This window comes from Cupriavidus sp. 8B, from assembly GCF_054589115.1.
Window position 1 is genome coordinate 1 of record NZ_BAAILO010000139.1, and the last position, 21,229, is coordinate 21,229.

Here is a 21,229-nt window from a genome sequence, read left to right on the forward strand (position 1 = left end):
TATCTCAGGCACGTTTGCTCGTACGCCGATTGACCAATGCCTGAATTTGTCCTCACCCTCTTTACGAGTAAAGAAAAGTGACATCTCACACGTTCCAAAACGGCCAACCCCGTACAGCCGCGACAGCAGCTAGAAGCATGAAAACCCCGCCCACAAGAGCCCCCCGCGTCAGCGGGCCACAAGCGATACACATCGCACACTTCCCCCAACCCACAATTCCTGCTCCAAGCTCAACAGACTTTGCGAACGAATCATCGGAACGGGATACTAGGCGGCGTTGTGGTTGGCCAGGTACTTGACCAGGCCATCGATGCCGCTCTTCGCGACGATGTCGGCGAACTGCCGCCGATAGACCTCGATCAGCCAGGCACCACTCATATTGATGTCGTAGATGGCCCAGCCCGCTGGGCCGCGCTGCAGCCGGTAATCGATCTGTACCACGTCCCCTTTGTTGGTCATGCTGGTCTCGACCACTACATCGTTGCCGCTGATGCGCGGCGCCTTATAGCGGAACTTCAGTGTCTGGTCGCGCACTTGCGACAAGGACAGGGCGTAGCTGCGCACCAGCAGTGTCTCGAACTGCTCGTAGAGTTGCTTTTGCTGCTCCGGCGAGGCGCTGCGCCAAGCGCCGCCCACCGCAAGCCGCGTGGTGCGCTGGAAATCGGTATAAGGCAGGAACTGCCGGCGCACCACGGCCGTGATCTTGTCGAGATCGCCGTTGCGGGTATCGGGATTGGCCTGGATGGTGCTGAGAACGCCTTCGACGGCGGCGCGGACCATGCGGTCCGGGGCAGAACGATCCACACCTGCAGGCCCAGCGCTCTCGCCAGGCGTTGCGGCCAAGGCAGGGATGGGGAGGGACGCGCCAAGGACAACGATCAATCCGGCGAACACTGCAAGCGCCGGGGCGTTGCATCCGGCAATGGCAAGGCGGAGACGGCGAGGCATCGCGATGTCCTCCACTAGGGGGATGCGGTCTCCCGGGAGCCCGGGAGACCCGCATCTCTTGCCTAATGCTAGTGCTTTGCCGCCAAAAATAAAATGACGGAAACGACAGTGGCCGGCAAGACAATTACTGCGTCAGCGCCTTGAAGCCCTGCAGCAATCGCTCGATGTCATCCATCTGGATATCGCCCATCGTGGAAATGCGGAACAACTCGGCCGACAGCCCACCCTGCCCCGCGTAGATGACAAAGCCACGCTCCTTCAGGCCGTCGTGCAACTGGGGATACGACAAGCCGGCGGGCAAGCGGTAAGCCCGCAGCACCACCGAGGACTGCTCTGACGGCCACAGGGCCGGCATGCCCAAGGCCTCAAGCCCGGCGCGCGCGCGCTCGGCAAGGGCCGCATAGCGCGCATGGCGGGCGCGCCAGCCGCCCTCCTCCTCCAGCTCACGCAGCGCCTCCACCAGCGCGTAATAGGCATGCACCGACGGCGTGAACGGCGTATTGCGCTGGTCCTGCAAGCGCGCGAGCCGCCCGAGATCCAGGTAGTACGTCCGGCTGGCGGCTTGCTCCAGCGCGCTGCGCCGCACAATGACGAACGATGCGCCCGGCACGCCATGCAGGCACTTGTTGGCCGTGGCCGCCACCGCGGCAATGCTGCCGCCGAAATCGATCGCCTCGGCGCCGAAGCTGCTCACGCCATCCACCAGCAGGCGCACGTCCCGCGCGCGGCACAGTGCGTCCAGTGCCTGCAGGTCGTTCAGGCGCCCGGTGGTGGTTTCATGATGAATCACCGCCACGTGCGTGATCGCGCGGTCCGCGTCGAGCGCGGCGGCAATGCGCTTGAGGTCGGGTGCCTGCATCCAGTCGTGCGCGACCACCTCGTGGGCAATGCGGTACTGCGTGGCGATCTGCGTAATGCGCTCGCCGTACACGCCGTTCTGCACGATCAGCAGCTTGCCTTGCTCGGGCACCAGCGCGGCGATCATGCTCTCCACCGCCGCCGTGCCGGAGCCCGTCATCAGGACCGCGGCCCATTCGGCAGGATCCAGTTCGTAGATATTCAGCAGGCGTGCGCGCGCTTCGTCCTGCAGGTCGAAGAACTCGCTTTCGCGGTGGCACAGGTCAGGCTGCAGCAGGCTTTGGCGGACCCGTTCCGACAGGGTAACGGGGCCCGGATTGAGTAGCAGCATTTACTTCCCTCCTTGGTCGGCACCGATGTGTCGCGCCAGGCGCGTCTTCACATCGACCGGGGTGATGGTCGGGCGCGGCAGGCCGTCCGGCGTGCCGGCGCTGATCGTCAGCGCGACAAAACGCGGGCCGGCGGCGCTTGCTTGCGCGGCCGTGAGTGCCTGGTCGAGCAAGTCGAGATGGTCGCCCTCGGCCGCCGACGCATAGCCGCAAGCGGACGCCACGCCGGCAAACGAGACATTGCGCGACACGGTCGCCTGCCCGCCGGTGGAGTCATGCACGCCGTTGTCCAGCAGCACATGCGTGAGGTTGCCCGGGCCATAGGCGCCAAGCGTGGCGAACACGCCCATGCGCATGAGCGCCGCGCCGTCGCCGTCCACGGCGACCACGTCCAGGTCCGGACGCGCGAGCGCAAGGCCGAGCGCGAAGGGCGTGAGGCAACCCATCGAGCCCACCATATAGAGCTGGTTGGCGCGGTCATCGAGCGCGTAGAGCTCACGGCCGCAAAAGCCCGTGGATGCCAGCACCACCGTCTTGTCCGTCGGCGTATGGGCGATCACGCGTTGCAGGGCCTCGCGGCGCGTGGGCAGGCCGTCGCGCGAGGCGCCCTGCACCGTTGAAAGCGGCGTGCATTTCGGGCGCGGCGCGGGCCGCTCCTGCTGCTTGAGTTCATACGGCGCGACGCTGCCCTTTTGCATCACCAGCGCGTACGGACGGCCGGTGGCGTCCATATGCGCCACCGCGCGGTCCAGCGCCGGGCCAACCTCGGCCGGGTCGGTCGGGAAGGTTTCCCACGGAATCTCCATGGTGTCGAGCATCGTCGGCGTGACCGGCCCCATCAGCGAATGCTGCGGTTCGTCGGCAACGCCCGGCTGCCCGCGCCACGTCACGATCAGCAACTGCGGCAAGCGGAACGTCCACGTGAGCGAGGTCAGCGGGCTGACCGCATTGCCAAGACCGGAGTTCTGCATCATCGTGACGCCCCGGCGGCCGCCCTGCGCCCCCAGCGTCACGCCGGCAATCAGCGCCACCGCATCGCCTTCGTTCGCCGCCGATACGTAATGCAGCGACGGATCCTGCAGCACGTAGTTGATGAACGGCGTCAGGTACGAGCAGGGCACCCCGGCATACCAGTCGAAGCCCCGCGCGCGCGCGGCCTCGACAAACTGTGCCGCTTCGATCATCGGGCTTCCTCTGCGTCCGTGCTGCCAACCGCGAACGGCGTCTGCGTATGCGCGAAATCGCCCGCGCGACGGAAGTCGTCGAGGTCGTTCACGCCGCGCCAGTGGCCGTGCACATACTTCACTTCGATCTCTTCGCCGGCTTCAACCAGCGCGTTGAGCAGCGCGGGCATGTCCAGCGTATCGAAGTCATCGCGCTTGCGCAGCTCGGCAACCAGCTTCTGCAGGCGCACGCGGCCTTGGCCGCGCACGTTCAGCAGGCCGATCCAGCGGCCGTGCGGTGCCGGCGCTTGCGCGGCGCCCGGCTCCTGGCCCTTGCTGGACACATGGCGCAGCAGGATCTTCTGGCCGAACAGGTCGCGGTCGTCCGGCGCGGAGCAATAGGCGAAGTCGCGCACGCTCTGGTTCGACTCCGTGGTCAGCGACGAGTCCACCACCACGCTGAACGGCGCATCGCTTTCCAGCAGGTCGCGCAGGATATAGCTGCGGAACAGCAGGTCGCCGTAGGCGATCACGGTATCCGTGTGCAAACCGTCGACGGCGCACGCCAGCGACGCAAGCTCGCCGGTCTGGGCGTACTGCTCATTGACCACCAGCTTGATGCCGGCCGTGTCGATGGCCTTGGCCTGGTAGCCGCCCACCACGGTGATGTCGTTGATCGATTGCTTCTTGAACGCGTCCACCAGCCAGCGCAGCAGCGGCTTTCCGGCCACGGGCAGCATGACCTTGGGACGGTCCTCGGTGAGGGGCTCCAGGCCGGTGCCGCGGCCCGCCGCCAGCACCACCGCCGCGCCCGGCGCTTGCGAACCGGACAGGTAGATCTTCTCCGCGGTCGAGTATTCGTCGGCGTCCTGCAGGCGGAAGATCTCGTTGACGGAGGCGATGCGGTCTTCCACGTTGACCAGCGTCTCGCTGTCGTGGATTTCCTTGGCCACGGCCTGCATCGACGAGGCCGCCACGCGGATCAGGTGGTTGGCCCAGATCACCACGCTGATGCCGGCCTTGCGGAAGGCTTCGGTCGGGGTGCTGTAGTACTTGGTCGGCACGATCACCAGAGGGCCACGGCCGGCCCACTCGCGCGCGAACTGCAGGATCTCGTCCGGGCGCGACAGCTTGCTGTGGATCAGGATGGCGTCTGCGCCGGCCTGGCGATAGGCCTCGGCGCGGCGCAGGGCTTCGTCCATGCCCCAGCCGGCGATCAGGGCTTCCACGCGGGCGACGATGGAGAAGTTGTCGTCCGACTGCGAATCCTTGCCGGCCTTGATCTTGCCGCAGAACTCATCGACCTCGGCCAGCGGCTGGCGCTCGCCGTCGATAAAGCTGTTGGTCTTGGGAAACTGCTTGTCCTCGATGCACACGCCGGCAATGCCGCGCTGCTCGAGCTTGCGCACCAGGCGGCGCACATTGTTGAAGTTGCCGTAGCCGGTGTCGCCGTCCAGCAGGATCGGCAGGTCGCTGGCATCCGCCATGAACTCCAGCGTGTCGACCACCTGGGTCCAGCTGGCTTCGTTGTTGTCGCGCACGCCGTATTGGGCGGAGATCGCCAGGCCCGAAGCCCAGATGGCCTTGAAACCGGCCTCGCGCACGATGCGCGCTGACAGCCCGTTGTGGGCTTCCATCATGAATTCCAGCTCGTTGCCGACAATCATCTGGCGCAGCCGGGCACTGCGCGAGGCAGTCGAGAAAATCGGGTCAATCGCGTTCATTGTGCTACTCCAACAATCGGCTGAAGTTCGGGCAGGACTTCGTCGCGCGCGCGCGCCACGTCGTTCGGGAAGTCGATCTCGATCCACGGCGCGCCGCTCACGTCGGCCACATCGAACACGTGGCCGCCTTCGAGCAAGAGGTCGCGCACCGCTTCCTCGTGCGGCATATTCGAGCGGCCGCTGTCGACATAGCCCTGGACGATCTGCGCCAGGCGGCGCGCGGTTTGTTCCTGGAAGCGGAAGAAACCAACCGACTCGCCAATGGTGTCATATTCCAGGCCAACCGCGAGCTGCTTGCGCAGCTCCACCGGCACGCCGTCTTTCAGGCACAGCTTGACCGGCTCGTCACCGGCTTCGAAATCGCGGTCGATCAAGAGGCGGTTGGTGGTGCCGCCCGCCACCAGCGCGCTGAGAATGCGCTCGTCGTAGAGCACGTCGGCATCCATCAGCAGCACGTCGCCGCCGCGCGTGAGCGCATCGGCCACCGTATGCACGGTCAGGACGCTGCCCAGGTCATAACGCGGGTTCAGCACGATCTCCGGATAGGGGTCGCGCCCCAGCCTTACCAGCTCGGCTTCGACGTGTTCCGGCTGGAAGCCGAGCGCCAGCACGATCTCGTCCACCCCAGCCGCGTCGAGCATGCGCAGATGCCGCTCCAGCAGGGTGATGCCCTCAAAACGCAGCAGGCACTTGGGGAATTGCTCCCCGGGTTGTTGCTGAAGTCGCAGGCCTAGGCCCGCGGCAAGGATGATTGCTCGCATTCGTTCTCCGCACCCATGCAAATTGCCATCGATCAATCGGCGGGCCGCTGCACACCTGCCGCACGCCGCCGTTGGAATTTTCGTTCACTCAAATGTAAATACAGCAGCCCCGGCGCGCCGAGCCCGATCTCGCGGGCACGCTTGGCCAGGGACAGCGCCAGCGCCGCATCGGGCGGAAGGCCGACGATGGGCGCCAGCAACAGGTAGCCGCCTTCCTGCGCCCCCAGCGAGCCGGGAATGGCAAAGGCCGCGCCGCGGATCGCCTGCCCCACGCTCTCCAGCAGCAAGGCGTCGAGCCAGCTGACGGGATGCCCGAGGAAATGCAGGGCCAACCAGACTTCGCCGGTGCCAACCAGCCAGCCAACCAGGCTCAGCGCGAAAGTGGACGCCACCTTGCGGCGGTCGCGGTACATGCCTTGCACGGCCGCGTCCACGGCATCGGCGCGCATGGTCAGCCCCGACCAGTCGCGCTTGCCGAACACCTTCGACAACAGGCGCAGCACCCGGCCGAACAGGCCGCGCTTCTGCACCACGTAGAAACCCGCGATGCACAGCGCAAGCACGGCGGTGACGACCAGCGTTGGCGTGCGCAGGTCGGAGAGCGCATCATGCCCGCCATACAAGCCAAACAGCGCCAGGCCGGTAAAGGCAAAGACCATCTGCGCCAGCGCCTGCATGGTGGTACTGACGGTGATGGCCGCGGCGGCGTCGCGCATGCGCGTGCCGCGGTGCGCCAGGTGGCGCACCATCAGGACCGGGCCGCCGATCTGCCCCGCCGGCAGCAGGCTGTTGACGGATTCGCCGGCCCAGCGTGCCAGCAGCGCGTCGCGCATGGTGCCGTGGCCGGCCCGGCGGTCGAACAGGACGAAGATGGCGCCGGCGTCCAGCACCAGCGGCAGCAGGTGGAACGCGGCGACCAGCACCAGGCCCCAGCCTGCCGACATCAGCGTCGACGCGACGGAGCCGAATCCCTGCCAGGCGAGCAGCGCGACAAAGAGCGCCGCGCCGATCGACAGGAAAAGCATGGCAGCACGGGTCATGGGCGGGGCTTCCGGCCCGGCACCAGTCTCTTGAACACCTGCCTGAAGCCAAAATAGGCGACCGCGTCCTTCATATTGGAGATGAAGCGCAGCCACGGGCGCATGCCCGGATCGGTCACGTACTCGAACGTCAGCGACACGCGCATCTCGTTGGCGCCGGCCGGCGTGATGCGGTGGCGCAGCTTGTCGCCGTCGAAGAACACCAGCCCGCCGGGCGTGGTCTGCACCGAGCCGGGCTCATCGGGCACATCCGCATCGCGCGTGTGCAGTTCGTAGTCAAGGCGGCAGGAGGATTCCTCGATCACGCCCAGCAGCAGCGTGTAGCGGCGGCCGTCGTAATAGGAGGTGTCGTAGTGCCAGCCGATGTGGTCACCCTGGCGCGTGTAGTAATACAGCGCATAGGCGTGGGGATCGGAGTCGGGGGAGACCAGCAGCTTCTCGCCGCACATCTGCTCGAGCCAGCCGATCAGCGCCTTCGACCGGTACAGCTCGGCGATAAACGGCGCGAGCTCGTCAATGGTGTGCCGGCTGACGCTGCCGCCTTGCTTGTGGCCGGGCAGGTAATTGCGGTTGATCTGCGGCACCAGCGCGCGGGCGCTGGCCGCCAGTTGCGCGGTGACTTCCGGCGCCAGGAATTGCTCCAGGTGCAGGAAGGCGCCCTGGCGCACGAAATCGGCGCGCAGTTGCTTGCTGTCGAGCCGGGTGGTGCGCTCGGCCACCGAGGCGTCGGGGTTGGGCAGCCTGGCGCCGGCGCTCGGGACCGCCTGCTGGCGGGGAGTAACGGAAGCGGGGGACGGGCCGTCCAGCGTGATGTCGTTGGCTTGCTCGCTCATCGTGTTCCCCTGATCTCCGTCGAAGCCGTGGCAGGCAGGGGACGCCGCATCACACGCCAGTAGTCGATGATGACCCAGGCCGCGAACAGGGGAGCACCGATCGACGCTGCCATCAGGAACGGGGCGACGCCGCTGCTCAAAGTAACGAGCGGAAGCAGGTAAAGTACGTCTTCTGTCTCGAAGCCGCCCGCAGAAGCTTGCTTCGTCCCGCTTTTCCCGACACGCGACTCGATCCGCATGCGCAGGAAGAAGATCAGCGCCACCGCCACGCCCGCGAGCGTGCCTTGCAAGACGGGCGACATCGTGTCTGCCGCGGCCTGCCCCGAAATGGCTACGCCCATGCCCACGAAGAGCAGGACGGTTATCAGCGCATCGCTCGCCAGATCGTAAAAATGGCCTATTTTGCTCGATTTACCGCTAATTCTCGCCAATTCGCCGTCAGTGTGGTCCAGGAAGTTGGACAGCACGATCAGCAAAGCACCGCAATTGGTCCACGCGAAACCGCCCTGCATCAGGCAGGCTACCCCGGCAAGGCCGATCACGAGCCGCAGGGTGGTCAGGTGGTTCGGGGTGATCCAGGAGTCCTTGAGCGGGCGGACAAGCGCGCGCGCCAGACGGGCGTCCCAGGTACGCGGAGCGGGAGGCTCGCCAAGAGAATTCTTTGGATTTTTGTTCATCTGGAAAAGGTCCACCGGCAGGAAAGCTGCCGCACGGCTCGCATACTAGCGCCCGTTCGCGCACCTTGCATTGCGTAGACTCAACGCCGCAAGGCCGGCCGGGCCGCTGTAGGGGCATACGCCAGTCAAACCGCTATGTTAAGCGATGTCACCGGCAACGGTAAGCGCGGACACCACCCGGGCGCAATATTTGGCCTGCCGGGATCAAGCCGTCCAGAAGGTCCCCGGCCCTGCAAAGGGGCTGCCTGATGCCTGCCAGCCAAGCAGCGATGCTCCAGCAGGCGGTGCCGCGATCAGCGTCGCCCCGGGCCCGGCCCCGCTTCAGGGCTGGCTGCTTTCGCCGGTCCGCACCCTGGCATCGTCCTGCGTGAAGGATGGCGCAGCAATGGCCGGCGGCACGCTAGCCGAGACCTCCGCCGGCGAGCTGGCCGGTGCCGGCGCCGACCCCGCATCGACGGCGCCTTGCTCAGCGGCCGGGCCGCTCACGCCCTGCAACGCGGGCGGCACCGCCGATGCTGCCACGCTGGTTTCCTGCTCCGCAGCCGCCGCCTCCGGCGCAGGGCGCGCAACGCGCTTGGGCGCGGGTGGGGCTTCCGGCTTGGCCGCCGGCCCGAACCATCGCTGGTACCAGCCGCGTATCGTCCAGCCCAACGCTTCAAAGAGGCCGGTCTCCTTGTGCTCCACGAAGCGGACGTTCGCATCGATCATGCGGGACCGCAGCGAGCGCTGGAAGAAGTCGCCCACCATGGGCAGCGCGCTGTGCGCGCCCTGGCCCCAGTAGTCGCTGCGCAGCGTCACCCGGCTGTCGTTGAACCCGACCCACGCGCCGGCAACCAGTTGCGGATGCATCAGGATGAACCAGCCATCGGCATTGTCTTGCGTGGTGCCGGTCTTGCCGGCAACATCCGCGCGAATGCCGAAGCGCGTGCGAATGCTCGTGCCGGTGCCGCGGTCGATCACGCCGCGCATCACGTCGAGCAGCGTCTGCACGGTGGCAACAGGCAGCGCCTGCTCGGGTGACGCGGGGTGGAACGTCTCCAGCACCTCGCCCTTGCGGTCTTCGATGCGGGTGACCATCACCGGCTCCAGGTAGGCGCCCTGGTTGGCGATGGTGCCGTAGGCGCTGACCATCTCCTTCAAGGTGACCGGGCTGGTGCCAAGCGCCAGCGAGGGCACCGTATCGAGCCGGCTTTGCCGCACGCCCATGGCGCGCGCCAGCTTGGCCACCTTGGCCGGGCCGACGCTTTGCATCAGTTGCGCGGTGATGGTGTTCTTGGAATACACCAGGCCGTCGCGCAGGCTCATGGCACGCCCGCTCGGGGGGCCATCGTCGGAGGGCCGCCAGACCTCGCCGCCGGCGAGCGGGATTTCCACGGCCTGGTCGACGAAGGTGTCGTCCGGCTTGGCGCCTTGCTCGAACGCGGCGCCATACACGAACGGCTTGAACGTGGAGCCCGGCTGGCGCTGCGCCTGCTGGACGTGGTCGAAGGCGTCCAGGGTGAAGTCGCGGCTGCCTACCCAGGCCTTGATCTCGCCGGTGCGCGGGTCGAGCGCGAGGAAGCCGGCCTGGATGCGGGTCTTGGACTGGCGCAACGCCTGCATGAAGGCGTGGTCCGCCAGCAGTTGCGTCATGGCCGCCTCGGGCGTCTGCCCGGACTCCCTGGCCGCGCGGTACGCCGGCGTCTCGCGCACAAAGGCCTGCACCAGGTCCTTGTTGGCCGCCCAGCCGGAGCGCGGCGCCCACGCGGCGTCGGCGATGCCTTGCAACTGGCTGCCCTGGCGCGCCACCGCCTGGTTGGCCAGCGCCTGCAGGCGCGAATCGATGGTGGTGCGCACCACCAGCCCGTCGGTGTAGATGTTGTAGTCGTTGCGGTCCGCCCAGGTGATCAGCCATTTGCGCAGCTGCTGGGCGAAGTGCGGCGCCGGGCCGGGCGGCTCGGTCTGCCGCTCGAAGTCGATGCGCAGCGGGCGCTTTTTCAGCAACTCGTACTTCGCCGGCTCCAGCTTCTGGTACTTGACCATTTGCGCCAGCACGGTATTGCGCCGCTGCACGGCGCGCTCGGGGTTGATGACCGGGTTGTAGTAGCTGTTGCCCTTGAGCATGCCGATCAGCGTGGCGCTTTCCAGCACATCCAGCCGGCCTGCGGATTTATCGAAGTAGGTGCGCGCCGCCATCTCGATGCCGTAAGCGTTGTACAGGAACGGTACGGTGTTGAGATAGGTCTCGAGGATCTCGTCCTTGGTATAGAGCGCCTCGATCTTCAGCGCCGTGATGGCTTCCTTGAGCTTGCGCGTGAGCGTGGGCGCGCGGCCGATCTCGTCGGGATAGAGATTGCGGGCCAGCTGCTGCGTGATGGTGGAGCCACCTTGCCGGTCGCCGGAGAAGGTATGCAGCGCGGCCGAGCCCATGCGGCGCCAGTCCAGGCCGAAGTGCTGGTAGAAGCGGTGATCCTCGGTGGCGATCAGCGCCGTCGTCACATTGGGCGAGATATCGGCCAGGCGGACCCATTCGCGGTTGGCCCACTTGAACACGGCCAGCGGCTTGCCATCGGCCGATAGGATCTGCGCGGGCTGGTCGGATTTGGCCTTGCGGATATCGCTGATGCCCGGGGTGAAGGGAATCAGCATCAGCACATAGAGCAGGAACAGCACCGGCACGGCGGCCACTGCCTTGGCCACGCCGCGGCGCGTGGGGCGCCGCAGGCGGGCAAGCCGCTCGGCGGCGAGGGTTTTGATCTGGGCCAGATTCATGAAGCAAGCAACATTGGTCGGAGTCACATTCCGGCGCGGAGAAAGGCCTGCATCCTACCAAAATCGCTTGCTGCGCCCTGGATCTTGTCCAACGCCAGGGAATCAGGGCCGCATCGGGGGCCGGTTCAGTCGACGCGGTGCTCCGCAAGCACCAGGCTTTCGTCCACGCGTTCGTACTTGGACGCGTAGCTGGCGTCGAAGCGCACCACGCGCTTGAGTTCCGGGGCGTACCACGCCACCGCCGTGTAAGGCACCGAGGATTCCGCGCCATTCGAAAAGCCATAGAACGGTCGCATCACATAGCCCTTGTAGGCCAGGCGCAAGACGCGGAAGCTGCCGGCAGGCACCGTGATGGTGGACTCCCCGGTCACCTCGCCGCTCAGTTCCGTGCGCATCTCGGTGCCAACCTGCCTGTAGCTGTATTTCCATCGCGCGCCCGGCTTCACGTCTTCCGGCACCCAGCCGCGCGGCGGCGATGCGCCATCGAACTCGCCACCGCTGGGCGTGATGATCCGCTCAAGACGGCCGTCGAGGGTCTCCAATCGGGCGCCCTGGTTGAACGTAACCCGCTCCCCTTCGACACGGTCGACGCGGTATAAAACATCGCGCCGTTTGCGTGTCAGCTTGTCTAGCAGTTCGTAGCGCCAGATCTCGCCGACGCGGGGCGACTCGCTGCCCGCCGGCGCAGCGCCGGCGTCATCCACCACAGGCGCCGCAGCCACCGGCGCTGGCCCAGACGAGCGATAGCTGGCCATCGCCGCCACGCCGCGCTCCTTGATCGATGCGATCCAGCTGGCCGGCAATGCCTTGAGCTTTTCGCCGGGCGCGCGCCGTGCCGACAGGATGCCCACGAGCCGGCCCGTCTCATCGAACAAGCCGCCGCCGCTGGCCGTCGCCGGGAAATCGAGCGTGACCTCGATGCGGTCCAGCTTGCCGTCCGAGCCCGCGCGCAATCCGGATACGCTGCCGTCCAGCACGACCACGCCCGTGGCCTCCGGACTGGCTGCCGCAAGCACCCTCTGCCCAAACGACGGCGCCGCCGCCGCCGACACGCTGACGGCCGGCGCATTGAAGTTCGCAACCCGCAGCAAACACAGGTCGCGATCCACGTCCGGCGCTTCCAGCGTGGCATCGTAGCTCACATTGTCGCGCCGCACGGCAATCGCGCGCGCGCCGGCCAGCACGTGGCAAGCGGTGACCAATTGCCCCGGGCCAATTACCACGGCGGACCCCGATGCCAGCGGCGCGTTGTTGGGGCCCGTTGCCCGCACGGCATAGATGCTTGGTGTGAGCTTGGCCAGCAGGTGCGGGGCATCGAGCGCGCTGGCATTGGCGGCGGCGAGCGCCAGGAAGACGGGAACGGCGATCAGGGCGGGGCGGCGCATAGGTTGCGGTGACGTTGTCATGTGCTGGAAGACTGTGAGAGTAAATGCCGCGCTCACGGCAACGTAGCGACGCTGCGATCGTTCAGCGCGGCTGCATCAGGTAGCGCAGATCGTCCATGCGCACCGGGCCGGCTTCGGCCGGCTGCGCGGCGCGCGAGGGGACAGCCGGAGCCGGTGCCACTTGCCGCGCCAGCGGCACTGCAGGCGCGGCGGCGGCAAGCGTGGCCGGCTTGCGCTCCCCCGCCCCGGGCTGGGCGTCCGGACCCGACACCGGCACCTCGCCGGTGTAAGCCAGCGAGGGCAGTTCGCCCTTGGCGTTGGCGGCGCTATCCTCGGTCAGCTGCAAGCGCCCGGCCAGAAAGCCAATGGTAATGGCGCTGCGCAGGTACTTGGTCTCGCCGGCGGCCAGGTCGAACAGGAAACGCGTCTCGACCTCTGTCGTGCCGGAGGCGACATAGCTGCCCGGTTTGCGATCCGCGTAGAAAAACCCGCCTGGCCGGCTACGTCCTACCACTTCTTCGTCGATCCGCAGTTCCGGCTGGATGGCAGCGCCCACAAGCGATGAGGAGCGAAGGAAGAAGATCCGCCCCTCCCCGGCACGCAGTGGCGGCATGGTTTGCTTGACTTCCTCGTAGGACGGCCCCGTTGCGCAACCCGTGGCCAAAATGGACGCCGCAACCCCGGCGATCAACACGCCTGTGAATCTCATCCCTGTGCCCGTTATCTTGTTATCTATTCTGCTGTGGCCGTATTCTGCAATGGCCGGCACGATAGGACAAGGGCAGCGCCGTTCACGAGGCATCGGGCCCAGTTGGGTTCATCCATAGTGCCCGGGTGAAATTAACGCCAGCTTCCACGCCGCTGCGCAAAGACGATTGCGGGCAAGCCTGCAATCCGCTAACCTCCACACCATGGCCCACGCACAAACCCCGTCGATTATTCGCACCATCCCTGCGATGGTGGGTTAGCGCACGTGGCCTGAGCACACAAAGCAACCCGCCCAACGAGGCGGGTTTTTTGTGCCCGCCTCCTTGGAGCCTTCAACGCCAAGGAGCCTGAAGATGCAGCCAACCCGCCCCGCCGCAGCAACACCCGCCGTCCTCTACATGGTCTGCGGTAAGATCGGCTCCGGCAAATCGACGCTGGCCCGGCAGCTCGCTGCGCGGCCGGCCACGGTGCTGATCAGCGAGGACGACTGGCTATCACACCTGTATCCCGGCGAGATCCAGGAGGTCGCCGACTATGCCCGCTGTGCCGGAAGACTGCGCGACGCCATGGCCAGCCACATCGACGCGCTGCTACTGGCTGGCATGTCGGTCGTACTTGATTTTCCCGCCAACACGCCGGCCACGCGAAGCTGGGCCAGGGCCATCTTCGAGCAGGCGGCCGCAGCGCATCAACTCCACTACCTCGATGCGCCGCACGCCTTGTGCAAGGCCCGCCTGCGCGCGCGCAACGCCAGCGGCACGCACCCGTTCGAGACGAGCGATGTGCAGTTCGATGCCATCACGCGCTACTTTGTGGCGCCGTCAGCCGACGAAGGTTTCAACGTGATTCGGCATGTGCCATCCGAGGCGGGCGCGGCGACAACCTGACAGGCAAGGCCGGGCGGACATCCGACCGCATGGCTCGGCTCGCTATCATGGCGAACACATTCACCATTCACCATCCAGCCGAAAACCGCCATGTCTCTGATGTTCGAGCTTGCCTCCCCCCTGCCGATCAGTGCCAGCCAGGCATGGCAGCGAGCGACCACGTCCGAAGGCATCAACGACGAGTTGTTTCCCTGGCTGCGCATGACGGCGCCGCCCGCCATGCGCGGCAAGGCGATCGGCGAGCTGCCGCTTGGCGAGCGGCTTGGCCGCAGCTGGCTACTGGCGTTTGGCATGTTTCCCGTGGATGCGGACGACATCGTGCTGGCGGAGGTGGGGCCGGGCTACCGTTTCAAGGAAACGTCGCGGATGCTGAGCATGCGCAGCTGGGTGCACGAACGGACGATTCGCGACACCCCAGGCGGTTGCGAGGTGCATGACCGGCTCACTTTTGCATTGCGAGGACCCGCAGCCTGGCTGCCCGGCGGTGGCAGGGCGATGGCAGCCGTAGTGAAATGCCTGTTTCGCCACCGTCACCGGCGCTTGGCACGGTGGGCACGAAATGCCAGGCGCACGGAACTTCCCGACTCGCCCGATAATTCAAAATATTTCAATGATTAATTGAGATTTCAGTCGCCAACGCAATCGGCCGGCGCCTAGACTTGCTTCACCGGCCCAGCAATCAAGCAGATCCAGCGATCCACGCGATGCGAGCCAAATTCAAATATTTCCAACTTTGTCGAGGCACCGCATCATGAACCCCAACGCTACCCAAATCGCCATCGTCTACCACAGCGGCTATGGCCACACCGCCAAGCAGGCACAGGCCGTTGCACGCGGCGCCGCCAGTGTCGACGGCGTCGAAAGCCTGCTGATCAGCGTCGACGACATCGACCAATACTGGGACACCCTGGAAAACGTGGACGGCATCATCTTCGGCGCGCCCACCTATATGGGCAGCGCATCGGCGCAGTTCAAAGGTTTCATGGACGCCACCTCGCGCAACGTCTTCGCCAAGGGCGGCAAGTGGGCCAACAAGGTGGCGGCCGGGTTCACCAACTCGGCCTCCCGTTCGGGCGACAAGCTGGCCACACTACAGCAGATCGCGATCTTCTCCGCGCAACACGGCATGCACTGGGTCAACCTTGGCCTGCCCCCTGGCCACAACAACTCGAAGTCGACTGAGGATTCGCTCAATCGCCATGGCTTCTTCCTGGGTGCGGCGGCGCAGTCGAATGCAGACGAAAGCGCTGACGTGGTGCCGCCGCTGGCAGACCTGCGCACGGCCGAGCATCTGGGTACGCGGGTTGCGCAAGTTGCGCAGCAACTGGCCGCTGGGCGGCTGGCATTGGCGTCGCTGAAGAAGGCGGCGTGAAGGCTTGCGCACCAACGCACCCCACGTGATTGAAACGTTTCATAGCGTGCTACACTGCGAGCCACAGGAAACGACGATATCCGCGAAGTGACATGAAGAAAGCAGCCGCAGCGCAACGCAAGCCGACCCTGAAGGACCTGGCCGAGCAAGCGGGCGTTTCGGTTGGCACCGCCTCCAACGTGATGGCGGGGCGCGGCGGCCCGTCTGCAGTGACCGTCACCCACGTGTTCGAAGTGGCGCGCAAGATCGGCTATGTCGCCAATGCCGCGGCGCGCAGCCTGCGCTCGCGGCGCTCGCGCCTGGTGGCCTGCCTGGTGCCGGACATCACCAACCGCTTCTATGGCGTGATCGTGCGCGCGGCCGAACATGTGCTGCGCGAAGCCGGCTACACCTTGCTGCTGGTCGACACCCATAACGACACCGAACGCGAATGCGAGCTGCTGCTGGACGTGACCCGCGTCGGCGTTGACGGCGTGCTGTTCGCGCCCGGTTCCGAGAGCTCGGCCAAGCTGCAGCAGCAGATCGCGCAGGTGGACGTGCCGCTGGTGATCCTGGACCGCGATATCGCCCCGGATCGGCCCAGCGTCAAGGTGGACCACTTCAGCGGCGCGCTGAAGACCGCCAACTATCTGCTCGATCTCGGCCACCGCCGCATTGCCCTGCTCTTCCCCAGCTCTCACCTGCGCCCCGCGCGAGAGCGCTGGCATGCCTTCGAGACGGCTGCCGCCGCGCGCGGCATCGGCGATGCGCTGGAGCTTGTGCGCATCGACACCAGCTCGATGGACATCGCTTTTTCGCAATGCCTGGCGCTGTTCCAGCAGGCCGCGCCGCCTACCGCCATCTTTGGGCTGGGCACGACGCTGCTCGCAGGCGCGCTCAAGGCGGCACGCCAGACCGGCAGGGACATTCCGGGCGACCTGTCGGTGGTGTGCGTGGGCGATACCGAACTGGCCCAGGTGCATACGCCCGAGCTGACCACGCTCACCTGGAGCCTGCAGGACCTGGGGCGCCATGCCGCCCGCCTGCTGCTTGCCGAGATGGAGCCCGGCCTCGAGCCGCAAAGCAGCCCCGACGCGACCGGGCACCTGATGCTGACCTGCGAGCTGATCCTGCGTGATTCATGCGCCGCCGTGGACGCGCAAGGGCGCAGGAAGGCGGCGCGGGGCCGCGCTAAGACCAGCGCCAGCTAAGGCTTGCGCTTCCTCACCTGCCCCCTGCCGGGCGGCGCAATGCCGCCTTTCCGGCATTCCCTCCCCTAGCTCCCGCCCCTCGCAGCCGGTCGTTTACCCTTTATATGAAACGTTTCAATTCCATGCTATATTTTTCTCACCCGTCGTAGCGGGGACCATGCGAACGATCACCCAAAGATCACCATAAGATCACCACGGAGACAGCCACAGCATGCCGGACAGCAATCGCAAAGGGATGAACCGGCTTGCCGGCAAGGCAGCCATCGTCGTAGGCGCGGGATCGATCGGCGCCGACACCAGCAACGGCGCAGCCGCTGCCATCGTCTACGCCCGCGAAGGGGCGCGGGTGCTGTGCGTGGACCGCGACCTGGCGCTGGCTCGCAGGACCGCGAGCCAGATCGAGGAGGCGGGCGGAAGCGCCAGCGCCTTCGAGGCTGACGTGCGCGACGGCGCGCGGCTGGCGGCCATGGTGGATGCCTGCCGCGAGCGCTACCGGCGCATCGACGTACTGCACAACAACGTGGGCATCGAGGAGATCGGCGAGCTCGAGGACATCACGGAGGCATCCTGGGACCGCGTGTTCGACATCAACCTGAAAGGCGCCATGCTCGCCTGCCAGAAGGCGATGCCGCACATGATCGCGCAGGGCGGCGGCTCGATCATCAACATCTCGTCGATCGCCAGCCGCAAATGGGGCCCGATGCCCTTTCTCTCCTACAACGCATCGAAGGCCGCGCTCAACCATATGACGCGGATCCTCGCGCGCCGCTACGCCGCGGACCAGGTGCGCTGCAATGTGATCCTGCCCGGCCTGATCGATACGCCGCATGCGGCCCACCTGACCGATGGCGATGAAGCCGCCGTGCAGGCCGCGCGCGCGTTTCGCAATAGCCGCTGCCCGATGGGCCGGCAAGGCACGCCATGGGATATTGCCTACGCGGCGCTGTTCCTTGCCTGCGACGAGTCGCGTTATGTGACGGGACTGGAGATGGTGGTGGATGGCGGGCTGGGTCTTTGACGGAAGCCGAAAACGAATCAAAAGCCAGGCCGCAGCACACAACAAAGAAACAGGAGATGCCCCATGCCGCATTACCTCGCCACCGCCTCGCTCCTTGCCGCGCTCGCTGCGCCCGCGATCGCAGCGCAAGCCAGTGAATCCCCCGCCGACTACCCCTCCCACCCGATCCGCTTGTTGCTGCCGATCTCGGCCGGCTCCGGCGGCGACATCCTTGGCCGGGTGCTGGCGGAACGCATGTCGGCCATCCTGAAGCAGCCCATCGTGGTAGAGAACAAGGGTGGCGCTTCCGGCATCATCGGCACGCAGGCCGTCGCCCGCGCGGCGCCCGATGGCTACACCTTCACGCTCGGCGGCGCGACCACGCATATGCTGAACGCCGCCGTCTACGCCAAGCTGCCCTACGACCCAGTGAAGGACTTCACCGCCATCGGCCAGGTCGGCACGGCCGCCATCCTGCTGGTGGCCAGCAATGACTTTCCCGCGAACGACATCAAGGAACTGGTGGCGTACACCAAGAGCCATCCCAACGAGGTGCAGTACGCCAGCTGGGGCACAGGCTCCACGGGGCAATTCTGCGGCGAGGTGCTCAAGCAACTGGCCGGCGCCTCGATGACGCATATCCCCTACAAGACCGTGCCGCAGGTGCTCAACGACATCGTTGCCGGGCATATCAAGCTGGGCTACGTGGACATGACTTCGGGCACTCCCTTCGTCAAGTCCGGCAAGGTCAAGGCGCTCGGCACCTGCACCTCGCGTTCGCCGAGCCTGCCCGGCGTGAAGAGCTATGTCGACGAGGGCATCGATTTCGATCGCGTGTTCCGTTGGGGCCTGTATGTGCCTGCCGGCACGCCGAAGCCGATCGTGCAGAAATTGTCGGATGCGTTGAACCAGGTGCTGGCCACGCCGGAGATCAAGGCTCGCCTGCTGGAGATGGGCATCGCGGCCACGCCGATGAGCGGCGGGGAACTCGGCAAGCTGAACGCGCGCGATATCCCGGCATGGAAGGAAGTGGCAAAGACCGCCGGCGTCACGCAGGACTAAGCGCCTTCTGCGCGCGTCAATGACTCAATCAATCAACCAACCAACCAACCAACAATGCCAAATCACGGAGCCCTGAACATGGATAGTTTGTCTCTCGCCCGCATCCAGACCGTGCGCGACCACATGGCCCTGGAGTGCACCCGGGAATGGGACGCCGTCATCGCCACCTTTGCCCATCCGCGCTACGAGATGCACGGGGGCGGCGCAGTCTTTGACGGCGAGGAGGCTGTGCGCGGCTACTTTGCGTCGTCGCGCACGCCCTTCCCCGACCAGGCCAACGAGATCATCAGCATCGCCGCGGCCGGCGACACGGTACTGGTGGAGTTCTGGCTCACCGGCACGCACCTTGGTCCCTTGAAAGCGAACGGCACCGTGTACCCGCCCACTGGCCGCGCGTTTCGCGTGCGCATGGCCGCGTCGTTCGAGTTCGCGCCTGACAGCGACAAGATCGTCTGCGAGCGGCCGTACTTCGACCAGGGGGCAAAGCTGCGCTCGCTCGGGCTGGTCGCTGCGTAGCGGATGTCGCCTCAGGCCGCCTGCGCCGCCGGGTGCGCGCAGGGGCGGCCACCCACGCGCGTGCGCAAGCAGGCGCCATTGCGTTGCCGCCGGACTTCAGCGCGGGGGATTCGTCGATCTGCACATTGCAGACTGCGCAGCCTATGGTAAGCCCGCGCCCAGCCGGCCATCTGTAGCGCCGAGCGGCTCTCAACCATCGTGCTGGCAGGATTTTCGCCCGGTTTCCCGCGCCGCAGCCACGTCGACCACGCTACTCGACTTCGCCCTCGTCGCTATCCGGCGCTGGCGCAGCGCGTTCATGATCCATCGCGGCCTGGGCAAGCGCCGCTGCAACCGGCTGCGCACTCTCCTTGCGCTCGCTGTACCGGTCCGTCAGGTAGGCGGAACGGTCACGCACGAGCAAGGTGAACTTGACCAGTTCCTCCATCACGTCGACCACCCGGTCATAAAACGCGGAGGGCTTCATGCGGCCATCGGCGTCGAATTCCTGGTAGGCCTTCGGCACGGATGACTGGTTCGGGATCGTCACCATGCGCATCCAGCGCCCGAGCACACGCAACGCATTGACGGCATTGAACGACTGCGAGCCACCGCAGACCTGCATGACGGCAAGCGTGCGGCCCTGCGTGGGGCGGATGCCGCCGATCTCCAGCGGCAACCAGTCGATCTGGTTCTTGAACACCGCGGTCAGCGTGCCGTGCCGCTCGGGGCTGCACCAGACCTGGCCCTCCGACCATTCGGACAGCGCGCGCAGCTCGGCCACCTTCGGATGATCCGCCGGCACGCTGTCCGTGACGGGAAGGCCGTGCGGATCGAACACCTTGGTTTGCGCGCCAAGGTGCCTGAGAATCCGCTCGGCCTCGAGCGTGAGCAGGCGGCTGTAGGAGTTCGGGCGTAGCGAGCCGTAGAGCAGGAGAATGCGCGGCGCATGCGTCGAGACGCTGCGCGGCTCCAGCTTTTGATCGGTGGGGATGTCCAGCAGCGGCAGCGCGACGTTGCGCAGTTCGTCCGTCATCGGCCGATTCTCCGGCCGTCGGCGTCGATCACGCGCTCGCCATCTTCCTTGGCGCGCGACGTGCCGCAGTCGGGGTTGTGATAGATCTGGACGTGCATGCTTGATTACCTTGATTGCCTTGACTACCTTGACGGATGCTGCCGGATCACGGATTCAGCGTGCCGCATCGGAGACCTCCGGCTTGGCGTCACAGCAGGCCGGCGCGGCGGGGACCTCGCATGCCGCCCCGCCACAGCAGTTCTCGGTCAGGAAGGCAACAAGGCCGCCCATGGCCGCGAAGTTGGCCGAATAGATCACGAAGCGGCCGTCCTGGCGGGAAGCCACCAGCTCCGCGTGGGACAGGTCCTTCAGGTGAAACGACAGGCTGGAGGGCGAAATGCCGAGCTGTCGGGCGATTTCGCCGGCGGCGATGCCGTTCGGGCCGGCAACCACCAGCGCGCGGAAGATAGCAAGGCGGGATTCGTGGGCCAGGGCGCCAAGGGCGCGGACAACCAGGTTCGAGTTCATGGCCGCATCATAGCGCCATCATTTTGATATTTCAATAATCATTGAAGTTTAATGCAAAGCGATAACACGTGATACATGGACCACTTGACGCCAGGTCAAAACAGATTATGTCGCCTCGAGCACAGAAAGAATGTTGCCGGCCGGGTCCTTGAACCACGCAATGACGGGGCCGCCCTCGCTGCGGCAGATCCCCCGTTCGTCGGTCTTCAGCCCGGGCAGATCGTAGGTCTCGAAGCGCACGCCGAGCTTGCCGAGTTGCTCCACGGCCTTGTCCACGCTCTTAACCGGGAAATTCAGCACGGTGAACGTCGCGGGCACATGGTTGGGCTTGGGATACAGCAGCACGTTGTTGCCGCCGGCGATGTACAGGGTCAGCATGCCCCCGCTCGCGGACACTTCCAGCCCCAGCGTACCGCCATAGAAGTTCGTGGCCTTGGCGATGTCGTCAACCGAGAATCCGCTGAATGCATGACTGTCGCGCAACATGGCTTGCTCCTTGAAATGAC

General features: G+C 66.0%; 21 protein-coding genes. 7 read left to right on the forward strand and 14 right to left on the reverse strand.

The genetic code is table 11. From position 1 onward, the window contains the following. Window positions 1-267: 267 nt before the first annotated feature. The 11 genes from ACYP5B_RS14515 to ACYP5B_RS14565 all read right to left on the reverse strand — a co-directional run bounded on the left by ACYP5B_RS14515 (window position 268) and on the right by ACYP5B_RS14565 (window position 13,178). On the reverse strand, window positions 268-963 hold the full coding sequence (locus ACYP5B_RS14515) for an MlaC/ttg2D family ABC transporter substrate-binding protein (protein WP_459570188.1): 696 nt from the start codon (window positions 961-963) through the stop codon (window positions 268-270). A 109-nt stretch (window positions 964-1,072) separates the two neighbouring features. Next, window positions 1,073-2,137, reverse strand: a complete 1,065-nt coding sequence (locus tag ACYP5B_RS14520; RefSeq protein ID WP_459570189.1) for a 2-aminoethylphosphonate aminotransferase — start codon at window positions 2,135-2,137, stop codon at window positions 1,073-1,075. Beyond that, window positions 2,138-3,319 carry a phosphonopyruvate decarboxylase gene (gene aepY, locus ACYP5B_RS14525; RefSeq protein WP_459570190.1) on the reverse strand — a complete coding sequence of 394 codons (1,182 nt, stop codon included), beginning with the start codon at window positions 3,317-3,319 and terminating at the stop codon, window positions 2,138-2,140. Then, the gene (aepX, locus tag ACYP5B_RS14530; protein WP_459570191.1) at window positions 3,316-5,022 is read right to left on the reverse strand and encodes a phosphoenolpyruvate mutase; all 1,707 of its coding nucleotides are present in this window, start codon (window positions 5,020-5,022) and stop codon (window positions 3,316-3,318) included. Before aepX ends, aepY begins: the two co-directional genes overlap by 4 nt. Next, window positions 5,019-5,783 carry a phosphocholine cytidylyltransferase family protein gene (locus ACYP5B_RS14535; RefSeq protein ID WP_150984325.1) on the reverse strand — a complete coding sequence of 255 codons (765 nt, stop codon included), beginning with the start codon at window positions 5,781-5,783 and terminating at the stop codon, window positions 5,019-5,021. The genes aepX and ACYP5B_RS14535 overlap by 4 nt, the downstream gene beginning before the upstream one ends. A gap of 32 nt (window positions 5,784-5,815) precedes the next feature. Further along, window positions 5,816-6,823, reverse strand: coding sequence for a flippase-like domain-containing protein (locus ACYP5B_RS14540; protein ID WP_459570192.1), 1,008 nt, complete (start codon window positions 6,821-6,823; stop codon window positions 5,816-5,818). Further along, complete coding sequence (locus tag ACYP5B_RS14545; protein ID WP_400096583.1) at window positions 6,820-7,656, reverse strand: HalD/BesD family halogenase; 837 nt, start codon at window positions 7,654-7,656, stop codon at window positions 6,820-6,822. The genes ACYP5B_RS14540 and ACYP5B_RS14545 overlap by 4 nt, the downstream gene beginning before the upstream one ends. Beyond that, window positions 7,653-8,333: a CDP-alcohol phosphatidyltransferase family protein gene (locus ACYP5B_RS14550; protein WP_400096582.1), complete on the reverse strand. Its 681-nt coding sequence runs from the start codon at window positions 8,331-8,333 to the stop codon at window positions 7,653-7,655. The genes ACYP5B_RS14545 and ACYP5B_RS14550 overlap by 4 nt, the downstream gene beginning before the upstream one ends. Before the next feature lie 321 nt (window positions 8,334-8,654). Beyond that, on the reverse strand, window positions 8,655-11,084 hold the full coding sequence (locus tag ACYP5B_RS14555) for a penicillin-binding protein 1A (protein WP_400096581.1): 2,430 nt from the start codon (window positions 11,082-11,084) through the stop codon (window positions 8,655-8,657). A 125-nt stretch (window positions 11,085-11,209) separates the two neighbouring features. Continuing rightward, complete coding sequence (locus ACYP5B_RS14560) at window positions 11,210-12,469, reverse strand: S1 family peptidase (protein WP_400096580.1); 1,260 nt, start codon at window positions 12,467-12,469, stop codon at window positions 11,210-11,212. 82 nt (window positions 12,470-12,551) lie between these two features. Next, complete coding sequence (locus tag ACYP5B_RS14565) at window positions 12,552-13,178, reverse strand: DUF2846 domain-containing protein (protein WP_459570193.1); 627 nt, start codon at window positions 13,176-13,178, stop codon at window positions 12,552-12,554. Between the two features lie 352 nt (window positions 13,179-13,530). On the opposite strand from ACYP5B_RS14565, the gene ACYP5B_RS14570 reads away from it, so the two are divergent. The 7 genes from ACYP5B_RS14570 (at window position 13,531) to ACYP5B_RS14600 (ending at window position 19,201) form a co-directional block, all read left to right on the forward strand. Continuing rightward, the gene (locus ACYP5B_RS14570) at window positions 13,531-14,064 is read left to right on the forward strand and encodes an AAA family ATPase (protein ID WP_459570194.1); all 534 of its coding nucleotides are present in this window, start codon (window positions 13,531-13,533) and stop codon (window positions 14,062-14,064) included. Window positions 14,065-14,163: 99 nt separating this feature from the next. Further along, window positions 14,164-14,682, forward strand: coding sequence for a hypothetical protein (locus ACYP5B_RS14575; protein WP_459570195.1), 519 nt, complete (start codon window positions 14,164-14,166; stop codon window positions 14,680-14,682). A 133-nt stretch (window positions 14,683-14,815) separates the two neighbouring features. After that, window positions 14,816-15,436 (forward strand): flavodoxin family protein, encoded by a 621-nt coding sequence (locus ACYP5B_RS14580; protein WP_318235202.1) that lies wholly within the window; start codon window positions 14,816-14,818, stop codon window positions 15,434-15,436. Between the two features lie 92 nt (window positions 15,437-15,528). Continuing rightward, complete coding sequence (locus ACYP5B_RS14585; RefSeq protein WP_459570196.1) at window positions 15,529-16,626, forward strand: LacI family DNA-binding transcriptional regulator; 1,098 nt, start codon at window positions 15,529-15,531, stop codon at window positions 16,624-16,626. Window positions 16,627-16,837: 211 nt separating this feature from the next. Further along, window positions 16,838-17,644: an SDR family NAD(P)-dependent oxidoreductase gene (locus ACYP5B_RS14590; protein WP_400096575.1), complete on the forward strand. Its 807-nt coding sequence runs from the start codon at window positions 16,838-16,840 to the stop codon at window positions 17,642-17,644. A gap of 63 nt (window positions 17,645-17,707) precedes the next feature. After that, window positions 17,708-18,685: a Bug family tripartite tricarboxylate transporter substrate binding protein gene (locus ACYP5B_RS14595; RefSeq protein WP_318235205.1), complete on the forward strand. Its 978-nt coding sequence runs from the start codon at window positions 17,708-17,710 to the stop codon at window positions 18,683-18,685. A 78-nt stretch (window positions 18,686-18,763) separates the two neighbouring features. Then, the gene (locus tag ACYP5B_RS14600; protein ID WP_400096574.1) at window positions 18,764-19,201 is read left to right on the forward strand and encodes an ester cyclase; all 438 of its coding nucleotides are present in this window, start codon (window positions 18,764-18,766) and stop codon (window positions 19,199-19,201) included. Window positions 19,202-19,451: 250 nt separating this feature from the next. Here ACYP5B_RS14600 and arsH read toward each other — a convergent pair whose 3' ends face one another. From arsH to ACYP5B_RS14615, 3 genes are all read right to left on the reverse strand, one after another. After that, window positions 19,452-20,216: an arsenical resistance protein ArsH gene (arsH, locus tag ACYP5B_RS14605; protein WP_400096573.1), complete on the reverse strand. Its 765-nt coding sequence runs from the start codon at window positions 20,214-20,216 to the stop codon at window positions 19,452-19,454. Between the two features lie 153 nt (window positions 20,217-20,369). After that, the gene (locus ACYP5B_RS14610) at window positions 20,370-20,723 is read right to left on the reverse strand and encodes an ArsR/SmtB family transcription factor (RefSeq protein WP_318235208.1); all 354 of its coding nucleotides are present in this window, start codon (window positions 20,721-20,723) and stop codon (window positions 20,370-20,372) included. Window positions 20,724-20,828: 105 nt separating this feature from the next. Continuing rightward, the gene (locus ACYP5B_RS14615; RefSeq protein ID WP_318235209.1) at window positions 20,829-21,209 is read right to left on the reverse strand and encodes a VOC family protein; all 381 of its coding nucleotides are present in this window, start codon (window positions 21,207-21,209) and stop codon (window positions 20,829-20,831) included. Between the last annotated feature and the right edge of the window lie 20 nt (window positions 21,210-21,229).

Bases quoted from the DNA above. Each gene is read 5' to 3' on its own strand.
- ACYP5B_RS14520 (WP_459570189.1), bottom strand. From the start codon at position 2,137: ATGCTGCTACTCAATCCGGGCCCCGTTACCCTGTCGGAACGGGTCCGC.
- aepY (WP_459570190.1), bottom strand. From the start codon at position 3,319: ATGATCGAAGCGGCACAGTTTGTCGAGGCCGCGCGCGCGCGGGGCTTC.
- aepX (WP_459570191.1), bottom strand. From the start codon at position 5,022: ATGAACGCGATTGACCCGATTTTCTCGACTGCCTCGCGCAGTGCCCGG.
- ACYP5B_RS14535 (WP_150984325.1), bottom strand. From the start codon at position 5,783: ATGCGAGCAATCATCCTTGCCGCGGGCCTAGGCCTGCGACTTCAGCAA.
- ACYP5B_RS14540 (WP_459570192.1), bottom strand. From the start codon at position 6,823: ATGACCCGTGCTGCCATGCTTTTCCTGTCGATCGGCGCGGCGCTCTTT.
- ACYP5B_RS14545 (WP_400096583.1), bottom strand. From the start codon at position 7,656: ATGAGCGAGCAAGCCAACGACATCACGCTGGACGGCCCGTCCCCCGCT.
- ACYP5B_RS14550 (WP_400096582.1), bottom strand. From the start codon at position 8,333: ATGAACAAAAATCCAAAGAATTCTCTTGGCGAGCCTCCCGCTCCGCGT.
- ACYP5B_RS14555 (WP_400096581.1), bottom strand. From the start codon at position 11,084: ATGAATCTGGCCCAGATCAAAACCCTCGCCGCCGAGCGGCTTGCCCGC.
- ACYP5B_RS14560 (WP_400096580.1), bottom strand. From the start codon at position 12,469: ATGCGCCGCCCCGCCCTGATCGCCGTTCCCGTCTTCCTGGCGCTCGCC.
- ACYP5B_RS14565 (WP_459570193.1), bottom strand. From the start codon at position 13,178: ATGAGATTCACAGGCGTGTTGATCGCCGGGGTTGCGGCGTCCATTTTG.
- ACYP5B_RS14570 (WP_459570194.1), top strand. From the start codon at position 13,531: ATGCAGCCAACCCGCCCCGCCGCAGCAACACCCGCCGTCCTCTACATG.
- ACYP5B_RS14575 (WP_459570195.1), top strand. From the start codon at position 14,164: ATGTTCGAGCTTGCCTCCCCCCTGCCGATCAGTGCCAGCCAGGCATGG.
- ACYP5B_RS14580 (WP_318235202.1), top strand. From the start codon at position 14,816: ATGAACCCCAACGCTACCCAAATCGCCATCGTCTACCACAGCGGCTAT.
- ACYP5B_RS14585 (WP_459570196.1), top strand. From the start codon at position 15,529: ATGAAGAAAGCAGCCGCAGCGCAACGCAAGCCGACCCTGAAGGACCTG.
- ACYP5B_RS14590 (WP_400096575.1), top strand. From the start codon at position 16,838: ATGCCGGACAGCAATCGCAAAGGGATGAACCGGCTTGCCGGCAAGGCA.
- ACYP5B_RS14595 (WP_318235205.1), top strand. From the start codon at position 17,708: ATGCCGCATTACCTCGCCACCGCCTCGCTCCTTGCCGCGCTCGCTGCG.
- ACYP5B_RS14600 (WP_400096574.1), top strand. From the start codon at position 18,764: ATGGATAGTTTGTCTCTCGCCCGCATCCAGACCGTGCGCGACCACATG.
- arsH (WP_400096573.1), bottom strand. From the start codon at position 20,216: ATGACGGACGAACTGCGCAACGTCGCGCTGCCGCTGCTGGACATCCCC.
- ACYP5B_RS14610 (WP_318235208.1), bottom strand. From the start codon at position 20,723: ATGAACTCGAACCTGGTTGTCCGCGCCCTTGGCGCCCTGGCCCACGAA.
- ACYP5B_RS14615 (WP_318235209.1), bottom strand. From the start codon at position 21,209: ATGTTGCGCGACAGTCATGCATTCAGCGGATTCTCGGTTGACGACATC.